This window comes from Brachybacterium sp. P6-10-X1, from assembly GCF_001969445.1.
Lineage (GTDB): Bacteria > Actinomycetota > Actinomycetes > Actinomycetales > Dermabacteraceae > Brachybacterium.
In genome coordinates, this window is record NZ_CP017297.1 from 2,451,998 (window position 1) to 2,465,692 (window position 13,695).

The 13,695-nt window shown below is 72.7% G+C and carries 12 protein-coding genes; 8 read left to right on the forward strand and 4 right to left on the reverse strand.

What is annotated here, in order from left to right:
* Positions 1–48 precede the first annotated feature (48 nt).
* Entirely contained in the window at positions 49–372 is a 324-nt protein-coding gene (locus BH708_RS11045; RefSeq protein WP_076808675.1) for a 2Fe-2S iron-sulfur cluster-binding protein, read from the forward strand.
* A 117-nt stretch (positions 373–489) separates the two neighbouring features.
* On the forward strand, positions 490–1,011 hold the full coding sequence (locus tag BH708_RS11050) for a transcriptional regulator (protein WP_371329775.1): 522 nt from the start codon (positions 490–492) through the stop codon (positions 1,009–1,011).
* A 22-nt stretch (positions 1,012–1,033) separates the two neighbouring features.
* On the opposite strand, the gene BH708_RS11055 is transcribed toward BH708_RS11050, so the two are convergent.
* Together BH708_RS11055 and BH708_RS11060 are read right to left on the reverse strand one after the other, a co-directional pair.
* A complete protein-coding gene (locus BH708_RS11055; RefSeq protein WP_076808679.1) occupies positions 1,034–1,654 on the reverse strand; it encodes a histidine phosphatase family protein in 621 nt (206 codons plus the stop codon).
* Positions 1,651–3,009 carry a PEP/pyruvate-binding domain-containing protein gene (locus BH708_RS11060; RefSeq protein ID WP_076808681.1) on the reverse strand — a complete coding sequence of 453 codons (1,359 nt, stop codon included), beginning with the start codon at positions 3,007–3,009 and terminating at the stop codon, positions 1,651–1,653. Before BH708_RS11060 ends, BH708_RS11055 begins: the two co-directional genes overlap by 4 nt.
* A gap of 55 nt (positions 3,010–3,064) precedes the next feature.
* Between BH708_RS11060 and BH708_RS11065 the strand changes: the two genes are divergently transcribed.
* Together BH708_RS11065 and BH708_RS11070 are read left to right on the forward strand one after the other, a co-directional pair.
* Positions 3,065–3,487, forward strand: a complete 423-nt coding sequence (locus BH708_RS11065; protein ID WP_076808682.1) for a DNA-binding protein — start codon at positions 3,065–3,067, stop codon at positions 3,485–3,487.
* A complete protein-coding gene (locus BH708_RS11070) occupies positions 3,487–4,119 on the forward strand; it encodes a transcriptional regulator (RefSeq protein ID WP_076808684.1) in 633 nt (210 codons plus the stop codon). The genes BH708_RS11065 and BH708_RS11070 overlap by 1 nt, the downstream gene beginning before the upstream one ends.
* Positions 4,120–4,137: 18 nt before the next feature.
* Here the strand turns inward: BH708_RS11070 and BH708_RS11075 are convergent, their stop codons facing one another.
* A complete protein-coding gene (locus tag BH708_RS11075; protein ID WP_076808686.1) occupies positions 4,138–7,515 on the reverse strand; it encodes a DNA polymerase III subunit gamma and tau in 3,378 nt (1,125 codons plus the stop codon).
* Positions 7,516–7,862: 347 nt separating this feature from the next.
* Between BH708_RS11075 and BH708_RS11080 the strand changes: the two genes are divergently transcribed.
* Positions 7,863–8,408 (forward strand): hypothetical protein, encoded by a 546-nt coding sequence (locus BH708_RS11080; RefSeq protein WP_076808688.1) that lies wholly within the window; start codon positions 7,863–7,865, stop codon positions 8,406–8,408.
* Between the two features lie 80 nt (positions 8,409–8,488).
* Here the strand turns inward: BH708_RS11080 and BH708_RS11085 are convergent, their stop codons facing one another.
* Positions 8,489–9,733 (reverse strand): hypothetical protein, encoded by a 1,245-nt coding sequence (locus tag BH708_RS11085; RefSeq protein WP_076808690.1) that lies wholly within the window; start codon positions 9,731–9,733, stop codon positions 8,489–8,491.
* Positions 9,734–9,871: 138 nt separating this feature from the next.
* Between BH708_RS11085 and BH708_RS11090 the strand changes: the two genes are divergently transcribed.
* From BH708_RS11090 to BH708_RS11100, 3 genes are all read left to right on the forward strand, one after another.
* Complete coding sequence (locus BH708_RS11090; protein ID WP_076808692.1) at positions 9,872–10,282, forward strand: VOC family protein; 411 nt, start codon at positions 9,872–9,874, stop codon at positions 10,280–10,282.
* 110 nt (positions 10,283–10,392) lie between these two features.
* Positions 10,393–11,883 carry a dicarboxylate/amino acid:cation symporter gene (locus BH708_RS11095; protein WP_076808694.1) on the forward strand — a complete coding sequence of 497 codons (1,491 nt, stop codon included), beginning with the start codon at positions 10,393–10,395 and terminating at the stop codon, positions 11,881–11,883.
* 423 nt (positions 11,884–12,306) lie between these two features.
* Complete coding sequence (locus BH708_RS11100; protein ID WP_076808695.1) at positions 12,307–13,614, forward strand: MFS transporter; 1,308 nt, start codon at positions 12,307–12,309, stop codon at positions 13,612–13,614.
* Positions 13,615–13,695: the final 81 nt, after the last annotated feature.

Here is a 13,695-nt window from a genome sequence, read left to right on the forward strand (position 1 = left end):
GGACCCTGGACCACTGACGAGGGCCCGCCACAGCCCGAGAGGACGCCCATGAGCAGCATCGAGATCACCGTGATCGACCGTGACGGCACCCGCACCGAGGGTGTGCCGTGGGAGGACGACGAGTCGCTGATGGAATGCCTCGTCGCGAACAGCTACCCGATCCTCGCCACCTGCGGCGGCAACGCGTCCTGCTCCACCTGCCACTCCTTCCTCGACCGAGTCACCTTCGAGAAGGCGGGCGAGATCCAGGAGGACGAGGAGGACGTGCTGGACACGATCGAGGACGAGCGGGAACCCACGTCGCGACTGACCTGTCAGGTGGAGTGGGACGAGGACCTCGCCGGCGCCGAGGTCACCATCGGGCCGATGTAGGCTCACGGCCCGAGAGCCTGCAGGTCGGGCTCAGGTCGAACAGGTATCGTCGGGCCGGGCCGTCGCACCGTGCACGGCCCTTTCGCGACTCCGAACAGGATGAGCACGATGACCTCGATGCCCCCTCCCTACGATGCCGCGGAACCGGTCACCGCCTGCCGCGTGACCGAGGCCCCCGAGGTCCCCACCGCGGTGGTGACCCGGCGCGACTTCCCGATGTACGAGATGTCGACCCTGATGGACGGCACCTTCTCGCACCTCGTCTCCGCGCTGGAGGAGGTGGGCATCCACCCGATCGGTCCGGCGTTCGCCCTCCACCACCGCGCGCCGGTCTCGACGGCGGACGTCGAGGTCGGCTTCCCCGTGGACGCGCCGCTGACCGGACCGATCACCCTGCCCAGCGGCTACGACGTGACCGCGTCGGTGCTGCCGGCCGGCCGGGTGGCCTGGACCAGTCATGTCGGCGGCTACGGCGGGCTGGCGGAGAGCTGGGGAGCGTTCACCGAGGACGTCGGGGAGTCCGAGGAGCAGATGACCTACCCGTTCTGGGAGTTCTACGTGACCCCGCCGTCCCCGGACGTGAACCCGACGTCGCTGCGCACCGACCTGTTCAGCCTGCTGGAGCCGCGCCGGGACTGATCGCGTCGGGGCGCGGACGGTCTCAGGGCCGTTCGACTCCCGGGAATCCCGTCCACTGCAGCTCGCGCGGCAGATGGGACATGTCGTTGACCAGGACGATCGTCGGGGCACGCCCCTCGCGATGCTCGATCAGGGTCAGCGCGGCGTTGGCGCAGTTCAACCCGAGCCAGCGCGCCGGCGGCGCCTCGAGGGCGTCGCAGATCAACCAGGCGATCTGGAACGCGTGCGTGATGAGCACCTCGTGGGTGTCGCGGTCGCCGGCCTCCGCTTCGCGCCGGGCGAGGGATCGCGCGCCGAAGCGCTCGCTCAGTCGGCGGGCGAGGTCGTGGTCGACGGCGGCCTCCGCGTCGTCGTAGCCGTCGAAGAACGGGGCCCAGGCCGCGGGGAGCTCGCCGGCGGGCGGGACGTAGGGGACGTGATCGATGAGCTCCTCGGCCTCGTCGACGAGGACGCTCACGGGCAGCTCCTGGGCGAGCACCCGGGCACAGTCGACCGCCCGGGGCAGCGGCGAGTGCCACACGACGTCGATGGGCAGGTGCGCGAGGCGGCGCCCCAGCAGGGCGGCCTGCGATCTGCCGATGTCGGTGAGCTGCCCGAAGGCGTCGGCGTCACCGTGGCGGGCGAGGTAGAGATACCGGGTCATCGTGCCGGTCCTTCCGGGCCGAGGGCGAGGGTCCCGGTGGCGCCGTCGAGGGTGATCGGTTGGCCCTCGCGGAGCATCGAGACGGCGCCGGTGACCCCGAGGACGGCGGGGATGCGCTGCTCCCGCGCGATGATGGCGGCGTGCGACAGCGCCCCGCCGATCTCGGTCACGATACCGGCGACCAGGCGCAGCAGCGGCGTCCAGGACGGGTCGGTCCAGGGACAGATGAGCACGTCTCCGGCGCGCACCCGGGAGAAGTCCTCCGGGCCCCGCACGATCCGCGCCGGTCCCGTCACGCGCCCGGCGCTGCCCGGAGTGCCGTGCAGTGCGTGCTCGTCGGGCCGTCCGTGCTCCCGGGGCAGTCCGCGCGTGCCCGGCAGTCCGCGCGTGGCGAGCGTTCCGCGCGCGCCGGGCGGCGACGGGTCCGCGGCCGCTCGAGGCAGCTCCGCGGTGATCGGACGGGCCTGGAGGATCTGGACGCTGCCGCCCGACCGGGCCCATTCGATGTCCTGGGGGCCTCCGAGGAGGACGGAGATCTGCTGACCGAGCCGGGCGAGCTCGACGGCTTCCTCCGGGGCCAGGCACGGCGCCGTCCGCCGGGCGGCGGGCACCTCGCGGGCGACGGTCCGCGCCCCGGAACGGTCGATGCGGCGGTGCTTGTCGGCGATCCGGGCGCTCACGGCCTCGTCGGCCGCGACCTCGTACACATCAGGGGTGACCTCCCCGCCGACGACGGCGGCTCCCAGCCCCCAGGACGCCTCGATCCGCGTGGCGTCGTCCGGGTGGGCCGGGGTGAACAGGACCCCGGCGACCTCGGCATCGACCAGCGGTTGGATGATCACGGCCATCGACGGGGAGTCGCTCGGCGGGAGATCGATCGAGGGGGGACCTGCGTCCGCGGCGGGTCCGACCGGGGCCGACGGGTCGAGGGTCCGCGCGGAGGTCAGCGAGGCCCAGCAGCGGCGGGTCGCGACGGCGATCGCGTCCGCCCCGCGCACGCCGAGAACGGTCTCGTACCGACCGGCGGCGGACGAGGCCGCCGAGTCCTCCCCGCTCGCGGAGGAGCGCACGGCGACCGGGCCCTCGGCGAGCGCGCCCAGGCCTTCGGCGAGCATCGTGGGCAGGTCCGTCCAGGACCGGCCATCCGACGGCCAGGTCGTGCCCGGCGGGTCGCTCGTCTGCCGCTCCGCGCCCGGTCGCACGCCGCCGGGGCGCTCCCCGCGCCCGCGCCGCTGCACCGCGAAGGGGACGACATACCCGTCGGGCACCGGCAGGCCCGCCCGCAACAGGGCACCGAGGGTCGCTGCCTTCGCCCCGCAGCTGCCCGGATGCGCCTCGCGCAGAGGAACCAGCATCACCACACCTCAACCTATTATTGACAAGCTTTTGTTGAGTATGGAGGATCGCCCCATGCCCCGCAAGAACGACGACGCCTCCCGCGAGGATGATCCGCCCAGCGCTCGGCTCCCACCGCGCGGAGAACACGCCCAGGCGCGCCGAGAGCAGGAGGCGCGCGAACACCTGCTGCGACTCGGGAGCGAGGGCCTGCCCGCTCCCCCGTGGCGACCCGATCGCGGGGCGGCCTCGGCGGTGGATCTCGCCCACCTCGCGCTATGGAGGTCCGGGGAGGCCGCTCCGGAGGATCTGCTCAGCGCCCTTGCGCTGATGCCGTCGGCCCGCGCGGAGGTGGAGGGCCTGGAGTCCGGTCTGCTGTTCACCGCACGCGCCGCCGGTCTCACCTGGGCCCAGATCGCCGCTTCCATGGGGTTCAACTCGCCGCAGGCGTGCCAGCAGCACTTCACGCGCCTGGCCGCCCGTCGGGACGCCGAGTGATGAGCGCCGCTTCACCCTTCGAGCTGCTGGTGCTGCACGGCGTGCGCCTGCGCGGCTTCGCGGACACGCTCGAGGTCGCGGATCGCTTCGGTCTGGACCCGTTCGGGACGGCGGATCTCCTCACCGGCTACGAGCAGCAGGGCACGGTCAGCTTCGCGCGGTTCGCCGACCTCGGAGGATGGTCGCTGACGGCGGCGGGACGCGCGGAGAACGAGCGGATGCTCGCCGCCGAGCTCGAGGCCGCCGACGGCCGGCAGGAGGTTCAGGAGGTACACCGCGCGTTCCTGCCCTGGAACGCGCGCCTGGTCGAGGCGTGCACCGCGTGGCAGCTGCGGCCGACCGACGGGAGCCCGGTCGCGGAGAACGACCATTCCGACGCGAGATGGGATGCGCGGATCCTGGACGAGCTGACCCGGATCGAGCACGCTCTGGGCCCGATCGCGGCCCGATTGGGCGACCTTCTCGAGCGCTTCGAGGGGTACGACACGAGATTCTCGACGGCCCTGGGACGCGCGCGGGATGGCCGGCCCGCCTGGGTCGATGGCAGCGCGGTGGAATCCTGCCACCAGGTGTGGTTCGAGCTGCACGAAGACCTGGTGGCGACGCTCGGCATCGACCGTTCTGCCGGCTGAGCCCGGTCACCGTGCGGTTCAGGACCTCTCGGTCTCGTCGATGACTTCGAGGACCCTGCCGCCGAGCACAGCCTCGATGATCTCGCGGCCGTTGCGCTGTGCGACCACGGCGTTCTCGTCATCACGGGTCGCTCCGCCCGTGGGATCCGCATCCGGGGCGTCCTGTTCCGCTGCGCTCTGGGCACTGCGCGAGCGCAGACCGGCCGTGCGCGAGGCCTGCGCCGCTTCCCGCACGAGGGCAGCTCCGCTGCGCGCCGGAGAGGTGGTCGAGGCGCCCTCTGCGGTGGTAGCGGAGGTGGCTTCCGGGGCCGGGGCCGAGGCGACCGCGGCTGTCCCCCACGACGCCGCTGCGCGGGCGCTGGCCGACTCTCCGGCGTTCGAGGGTTCCGAGGCGGCTGCGGGGGCGGCACCGATCTCCTCGGCGGGGCCCTGCCGAGCAGCCGCGGTGACGGCACCCCAGGAAGACCCGGACTCGTCGGTCGGCGCGGAGGCGGCCGATGGCGGCATCGGAGTCGGGGAGGCCGCAGCGCCGGACGCCGCCGGCGCGGTGGGGGCCGCCGGGGACGACGAAGGGGCCGACCCCGGGGAGTCAGCCGATCCCGGAGAGGCGGCCGAACTCCGAGAGGCGGCCGATCCCGGTCCGGGGGGTTCCGGGGCATGAGCGGGAACGGTACCGCCGGTCGCCGGCTGGGCGGTGGCGTTGCGTGCGGGGCGAGAGCGGATCACGCGACCTTCGGCGATCGCTCGCTTCAGGGCGGCCTGCCCGTAGGTGCGCGGCTCCTCCGGCGGCAGCGAGTCACGCCCTTCGTCGTCGACCACGGGTGCTCCCCCGGAGGTCTCGTCGCCGGCTGCCGGAGCTGCGACGACGGCAGCTTCGGAGGACGGCCCTCCCGGTGCCTGCCGCTCGGGCCGACCTGGCACTGCGGCGGGCGCTCCTGCGTCCGGCGCGAGCGCATCGGACCAGCGACCGGTACCGCCGGGACCGTGCTGCGCCGGAGCCGTCGCACGACCCTGCGGCGCCTCGCGGGTGCCGCCCGTGCCAGGCGCGGGTTCGACGGGCTCGGCGCTCCGAGGCTCGGTCTCGTGGGCATCCCTGGGGTCGGGCGGGAAGGGATCATCCGGTTCCGGTGGGAAGTCCTCGACCTGGCCCGGGGCCGGGGCCGCCGGGCCGGGGCTCTGATACGAGGCGCGGGCGGCGGCCCGCATCGCGCGTTCGGAGGCACGCTGACCCGCCGAGAGCGGCTGCTCCGGCGATGCTTCCGGGGACGAGGAGGACGGTGCCATCCGGGTGACGGCATCACCCCAGGGAGCCGGCGTCGGCGCGGGAGCCTGCGCGGGCGCTCCCCCCGGGTGCTGTGAGTCGTCGTCCTGAGGTCCGCCGCTGCGCGGTTCACCGGTCGAGGGTCCGGCCGACGGTCCGCCGTTCTGTGGGCCGACATTCTGCTGACCGGCACCCTGCTGACCGCCACCCTGCTGACCGACGCCGCGCGAACCGGCGTCCCGAGGGTTTCCGGGACCGTTCGGACCCGACTCTCCGCTGCCGCCGCCACCGCCGGGGCCAGGGTCCTCCCCCACGACCGCCTCGACGGTGATGTCGGTGTGCATGATGCGGCGCACCGCATCGGCGAGGTTCTCCGCGCCCGTGCCGCGATGGAACGCGGAGAGCAGGCCCTCGGTGCGGAACCCGACCACCAGGGTCGAGCCGTGCGCGCCGTGGACGTGGCCGTTCTGGGAGATCAATGCCCAGCTGGGACGTCGGATCTGAGAGAGCTCGTCAAGAATTGCGGACCAGTGCGAGCGCACCTCGTCGGGATCCAGGCCACCGGCATCGCCGCCGGGGGCGGGCGCTCCGGGGGTCTCCTGCGGTGCCTGGGGCTGCGGTGCCTGCGGCTGCGAGGCCTGGGGCTGCGGGGCCTGGGCCGCCGCCGCTCCCGCGCCAGCACCGCCTTGCGGGGCCGGCACCTGCTGCTCCCGAGACGCCGAGGGCTGGTCCTGAGAGGGCGGGGCCTGCTGCGGCGATGCCGGGGCACGCCCCTGTGGCGCCGGCGCCTGATCCTGCGGAGCCTCGTCGGCTGCCGGCGTGCGACCGGACCGGGCCTGGCGGGACGCCTCGGCCCTCTCCTGCGCGATGCGACGAGCCTCCTCGCGTCCCCCGGCACCGCCGGGTGCCGACTGGGGGGCGCCCTGAGCGGGGCCGCCTCGACCACCCGGCTCCGCAGAGCCCCCACGACCGCCCTGAGCCGGGACCGGCCGACCGTCACCGCCACCGTCGGTCGGCGCGGCGAGCGCGGCCCGCTCGTCGCGCAGCACCAGCCGGGCGGCGAGGAGCTCGAGATGCAGGCGCGGCGAGGTCGCCCCGCTCATGGTCGACAGCGTCTCGTGGACCAGGTCTCCGCACTGCGAGAGATCGGCCGGAGCGAACATCGTGGCCTGACCGCGCATGCGCTCGAGTTCGTCGGCCGGGACCTGCGGCAGCAGATCCGCACCGCGGTCCGGCACGGCGGCCAGCACGATCAGGTCCCGCATCCGCTCCAGCAGGTCCTCGACGAAGCGGCGCGGCTCGTGGCCGGTGGCCAGCACGTGCTCGACCGCCCCGTACAGGGAGCCGGCATCCCGCTCGGCGACGGCGGTGATGGCGCCGTCCAGCAGCGCGGTGTCGGTGAAGCCGAGCAACGCGATGGCGGTCTGGAAGTCCAGACCGCCCTCCCCCGCTCCGGCCATCAGCTGGTCCAGCACCGACATGGAGTCACGGGCCGAGCCGCCGCCGGCACGCACCACCAGCGGCATCACACCCTCCCCGACGCTCACGCCCTCAGCCGAGCAGACCTCGTCGAGGTAGGGAGCGAGCACCTGCGGCGGGATCAGTCGGAAGGGGTAGTGGTGGGTGCGCGAGCGGATGGTCCCGATGACCTTGTCCGGCTCGGTGGTCGCGAAGACGAACTTCACGTGCTCCGGTGGCTCCTCGACGAGCTTGAGCAGAGCGTTGAAGCCGGCCGAGGTGACCATGTGGGCCTCGTCGATGATGAACACCTTGTAGCGGTCCCGCACCGGCGCGAAGGAGGCGCGCTCGCGCAGCTCGCGAGCATCGTCCACGCCGCCGTGGCTGGCCGCGTCGATCTCGACCACGTCGAGGCTGCCGGATCCGCCGCGCGCCAGGTCACGGCAGGAATCGCACTCGCCACACGGGGTGTCCGTCGGTCCCTGCTCGCAGTTCAGACAGCGCGCGAGGATCCGGGCCGAGGTGGTCTTGCCGCAGCCGCGCGGGCCCGAGAACAGGTAGGCGTGGCCCACACGTCCCGCGCGCAGCGCACGCCGCAGCGGCGTGGTGACATGGTCCTGGCCGATCACCTCGGCGAAGGACTCGGGACGGTAACGACGGTACAGAGCGGTGGCCACCCGTACAGGCTAATAGAGGCGCCCGACGATCCCGGGCGGTGGGGATGGACGGGTCCTGTGGAGGAAGGATCACGTCGGCCCTCGAAGGTTCTGCGCGCTGCGGAGCAGACGACCCGCTCGAACCGCTCGCCCCCACTCACGCCCGGGTCTCCGTAACACGCTCATCGCAACACGCTCATCGATTCCACCGATGCGCTTCACCAGCGGGCCGGATCAGTGGAACCGGCACCGCCCACGGTGCGTGTCGCTCCAGCGCTCGCGATCGCACCCGCTCGACCTGGCCGCCCTCGCGGCGCGACTCGGAACATGGGGGCACCCCCGCCCCCAGGGGTGTGAAGATGAGCGTGATGAGCATGCTGAACACCTCCTCCGCCCGCTCCCGATCGGGCCCCCGTCCGCGCCCGACGGGCTGGCTGCACGTGCTGCTGAGCGTGTGCCTGCTGATCCTCTGCCCGGTCTCGGCCTTCTTGACCATCGTCCTCGTCGGTGGATATCAGATCGCCCTCCCGTACGCCGCGCTCTGCCTGCTGCAGCTGGTGATGCTGGTCCCGCTGCTGGTCGGCGGCCTCGGGTGGCTCCGCCCCACCCGCACCTCCCGCCCGCGGGACGCTTTCCCGCCGCTCTGCTTCCTCGTCGGAACCGTCCTCACCCTGGGCGTGACACTGCTGCGCGCCTGGGACGACGGGATCCGCGGCAGCGCCCTGCCGCGATTGCGCTTCGGTGTTCGCCACGACGTCCCGCTGGAGGTCGATGTGCTGTATCTGGCGGCGATCGGCCTGGCGGCGCTGTCGCTGTTGATGGCGGTGGCAACCGCGCTGCTGCTGGCCCTGCATTCCGCACCCGTCCGGCGTCTGCGGGGTCGCGCCGCGGAGGAGAGCACGGAGACGACGTAGGCCGTCCCCACGGGTCCACCCTGCGACGCGGCATGCTCTCCGCGCCGGCGCGCGGAGCCGACCCCGGAAGGTCCGAAGACTCAGCGCTGCGCGGGCCGCGACCAGGAGGACGGCGGACGGTCCGCCGACTGCCCATCGGACGAGCTCGCGGGCGCTGTGCTCCCGTCGTCGCGATCGCGCCGACCGTCGACCGACGACCGAGCTCCCTCCCCCGGCGACCCCGTCGCGTCCTCGTGCACCTCCCGGGTCGCCGTATCGGTCGCCCGACGCGTCGCCTCGAGCTTCTCGTGGCGGTGGCGCAGGCCGCTGAAGGTCACGGCGAACACGGCCAGCACGACGAGCACGGGAACCGCCACGTCGACCACCCACGCGGGGATGCTGAACGGCAACGCGAGGTCCGGGATCCAGCCCAGCAGCAGATCCGTCAGCCATTCCCACCCCTGGACGAGCGGGCGCAGAATCGCGGCGAGGAACGCCCGCACGGGGGCGAACAGAGCGTCGAGGAACTCCTCGATCGGACGCAGCACCCCCGCGATCCACTCCCGGACCGGGTCGAAGAACTCCGCGATCGCGTCGAGGATCGGGCGGACGCGCGCGCCGAGCCACTCCGTCACCGGGTCCAGCAACCCGCTCAGCAGCGCCCCGAGACCCAGCAGCGGCAGCAGGAATCCGGCGGCCCGGGCCAGTGCGGCGACCAGGGCGTAGCGGGTCGGATGTGCCGTGCGCTTCCGATCGCGGACCGCCGATGGGCTGTCGTCGTCCGGGACCAGCAGCGTGCGCTCGAGCCCGTGGCGCACATCGACCTCTCCCGCGCCGCCCAGGCCCGTCGTGCGCACGGAGATGACCTCGGCATCGGCGAGGTGCCCGTCCGCATCGGGACGCCGCACGGTGCAGTGCACGACGGTGACGTTCTCCTCGAGCCGGAACCGCAGGCCGTCGCCGGCGACGTCGTCACCGGCAGGGGAGACAGCGGGGTGAGCGTCGGCGGCAGTGGGGTGCGCGTCGTCGGCCGGGCCGGCGGAATCACCCGCGGGATACTCCGTCTGCTCCGTGTCGTCCGCTGCGCCCTCCGGATCCCTGCCCTTGCGGGCCGCTTTCTCCTCGGCCTTGGGATCGTGCTCCACCCCGTCCAGGATCACCGTGAACGAGCTGTCCAGGAACCGGTGCCGCACGCGGACCAGGTAGTCGTGACCCTGGGCGCGGCCGCGGTACTCCACGTCGGCCGCGAAGCGTGTGGGCTCCTGGTCTCCGAAGTCGGCCGGAGTGTCCGACGGGTCGGCGACGTCCTCGGACGGGACGCCGAGCGGGGCAGTGCGATCGGGCATGACGTCACGATGTCATCGACGCCGCGCTCCGCACATCGGTCGGGCGTCGGAGATCCTCGCCTCGGCATCAGCCGATCGGCCGATGCTCGGACAGCGTCATCGATTGACCCGCCCGGCCCCGCGGCGAAGACTGTCGAGATGAGCGTCTTCGTCTCCCACACCAGTATCGACTGCCACGACGCCTACTCCCTCAGCGAGTGGTGGCGCGAAGTCCTCGACTACACGGCGGATCCGGAGGACCCGAACCTGCCCGGGCACGAGGAGTGCCCGATCTCGGATCCCGACACCGGCCACACCCTGCTGTTCCTCGAGGTCCCGGACCAGCAGCTGCCCGCCAAGCGGATCCACTTCGACGTCCGCCCGCGCGAGCGCACGCAGGCCGAGGAGATCGACTGGCTGCTCGGCCGCGGCGCGAGCGAGGTGGCCGACCATCGCGGCATCTTCGGCCCCGGCTCCGGCTGGATGACCATGGCCGATCCGGAAGGAAATCAGTTCTGCGTGCTGCTGTCCGAGGTGGAGCGAGCGGCCTGGATCCCGCCGGAGGAGTGACCCACCCCAACCTCACCTGCGGGCACTCCCCGAAACTCATAAGATCGGCTTATGTGACCCTGTGTCCACACCATTGATGTCATCGTGGCATCGGCGTAGCGTTCCACCCCGTGAGCACACCAACCACCGCCCCCGCCCAGAGCGGCACGCCGCGCCGGCGCAACCCGCTGCGCGCGATCGCCCGCATCCCCTTCGGCTGGCAGGTCCTGATCGGCCTCGTCCTCGGCGTGGCCCTCGGCCTCGTCGCCGCCCAGATCGGCCCGGTCCCCGGCGCCGGTGAGGACGGCGCGGAAGGCCCCAACTGGCTGACCACCACCTTGGACACCGTCGGCTCGATCTTCGTGACGCTGCTGAAGGCCCTGGTGCCGCCGCTGATCTTCCTCGCGATCGTCACCTCGATCGCCAACCTGCGCAACGTCACCAACGCCGCCCGCCTGGCCTGGAAGACCCTGCTGTGGTTCGCGATCACCTCCTTCATCGCGGTGTCGATCGGCCTCGTCCTGGGCACCCTGACCAGCCCCGGCGTCGGCTCCGGCGTCTCCGAGGAGGCCGCCGAGGCCTCCGACACCCAGGGCGGCTGGCTGGACTTCCTCACCGGCCTGGTCCCCGCGAACTTCCTGGGCATCGAAGGGAGCGCGGGCGACGACGGCTCGGTGTCCCTGAGCTTCAACGTGCTGCAGATCCTGGTGATCTCGATCGCCGTCGGCATCGCCGTGCTCTCCGTGGGCCAGAAGGCCGAGCCCTTCCTGCGCTTCACCGGCTCCGCGCTGGAGATCGTCCAGAAGCTGCTGTGGTGGGTCATCCGCCTGGCACCCATCGGCACCGCCGGTCTGCTGGGCAACGCAGTGGCCAGCTACGGCTGGGACGCCATCGGTCAGCTCGGCGTGTTCGTGGCCGACGTCTACATCGGCATGCTTATCGTGCTGCTGCTCGTCTACCCCATCCTGCTGAAGACCAACGGCCTGAGCATCGGCTCCTTCTTCCGCGGCGTGTGGCCGGCGACCTCGCTCGGCTTCGTCTCCCGCTCCTCGCTGGGCACCATGCCGATGACCAAGACGGTCACCGAGCGCATGGGCGTGCCGAGCCACTACGCCTCCTTCGCGGTCCCGCTGGGCGCGACCACCAAGATGGACGGCTGCGCGGCGATCTACCCGGCGCTGGCCGCGATCTTCGTCGCCAACTTCTACGGGGTGCCGCTGGGCATCACCGACTACCTGCTCATCGTGCTGGTCTCGGTGCTGGGCTCGGCCGCGACCGCCGGCATGACCGGCGCCGTCGTCATGCTCACCCTGACGCTGTCCACCCTGGGCCTGCCGCTCGAGGGCGTCGGCCTGCTGCTGGCCGTCGATCCGATCCTCGACATGGGCCGCACCGCCCTGAACGTCACCGGTCAGGCACTGGTGCCCACGATCGTCGCCAAGCGCGAGAAGATCCTGGACCAGAGGGCCTACGACGACGCCCGCCGCACGTCCTTCCAGGCCATCCAGGCCGAGGAGGCCGCCTCGACCACCGACGGACAGACCGGGGAGGATCCGGACGGCTCCGGCGACGGGGCATCGACCACGGACGGCGAGCGCGAGAAGCAGCCCGCGACCGCCTGACCGGCGCGGGCAGCCATCACCTCGCCGCGGTCGCCCCGCGGCGGCGGCACCGCCCCGCGACAGCACGCATCGAGGCCGGTTCTGTTCCACACGTGGGAACAGAACCGGCCTCGACGCACGGTCCAGGCACGTCGGCCGCCCGACCCCCGTGGGGCGCCCTGTTCCACCGCAGGGAGCAACGCCGCGCATACTCTCGGCCGGCACACGCGGCCGACGGACCCTCGGCCGTCTCCCCCGCGCCGACACCTCGCTCACGAGGGTGAGCCCGCGCACCAGAGACCCGGTCGCCGCTGGTCCGGGCGCCGCCGCCGCCCGTAGACTGCTCATGTCCGTTTCGGCCCGGCACACCGGGCTCCAGCGGTGCATCTACCTCGGGTCCTCAGAGGATCGTCCAAGGCGGCACCACCACCGTCCGGAGCAGCGATGACCCCTGACCACACCTCACCGGCGCAGCAGGCGCCCACCACCGTGCGCAGCGCCGCCGGAGCCGCGTACTTCCCGATCGCATTCGTCGCACGGTTCCCCTTCGCGATGATGGTCGTCGGCACCCTCACCCTCGTCGTCTCCGCGCGCGATTCGATCGCGCTGGGGGGCCTGAACGCCGCGGTGGTGGGCCTCGGCTCCGCGCTCGTGGGTCCGCTGCTCGGCGCCGCGGCCGACCGCATGGGCCAGCGCCCCGTGATCCTGCTGGCCGGGATCGTGAATTCTCTGGCCCTGGTCGCGATGGCCGCCGTGGCCTTCAGCTCCCTGCCCGACGCCGCCGTGCTCACCGTCGGCTTCCTCATCGGCGCCTCCTCCCCGCAGATCGGCCCGTTCTCGCGCAGCCGCCTGCTCCAGCTGATCCTCACGAAACTGCCCGTTCGGCGGCGGGCCCGCAGCCTGAGCGGCACGATGGGGTACGAATCCGCGGCCGACGAGACCGCGTTCGTGTTCGGCCCCGTCCTCGTCGGGCTCCTCGCCACCACCATGCATCCCGCTGCGCCCATGATCGGCGCTGCGGTCCTGACCCTCGTGTTCGTCACGGCCTTCGCCCTGCACCCGACGGCTCAGGTCGCCCCCACCGGCGAGGACGAACCGGCCGTCCAAGCCCCGGCGCGCGGCCTGGTCGGCCTGCCGGTGCTGGTGCTGGTGGCGGGCGCTCTCGGCGTGGGCCTGTTCTTCGGCACCGTGCTCACCTCGCTCACCGCGTTCCTGCAGACCACCGGGGAGGATGACTCCGCAGGACTGGTCTACGGGGTGATGGGCGTGGGATCGACCATCCTGGCCCTGAGCATGACCCTGTTCCCGGACCGTTTCCGGCTCTCGGCGCGCTGGCTCGTCTTCTCCTCGCTCATGCTCGCCGCGATGATCGCCTTCGCGCTCGCGGGCGGCCTGACGGGCGTGATCGGCGCGATGGCGGTGGCCGGGATCGGCGTGGGGCCGACGGTCGTGACCCTGTTCTCGCTCGCGGCGGACCGCAGCCCGCAGGGTCGCTCCGCGACCGTCATGACCATGGTGGGCTCTGCGACGATCGTCGGCCAATCCAGTGCCTCCGCCCTCACCGGGGCTTTCGCCGAGAGCGCCGGTGCGCAGGCCGCCATGTGGTGCCCCGTCGGAGCCGCCGGGGTGGTGGTGCTCGCCGCCCTGGTCAACACGCTCGCGTGTCGTGACCCGGAGACCTCTCCCCCGTCGGGAGACGACGTCCTGGACGAGGCGCGAACTCTCGCGGAACAGCCGGCCGAACACCTCTGACGTCGGCGGCCAGGAGGCGCACCGGCGGGGCACCGCTCCGGGGCGCGTCGCAGTTGCGGCGTGGATCACAGTGCGGCTACG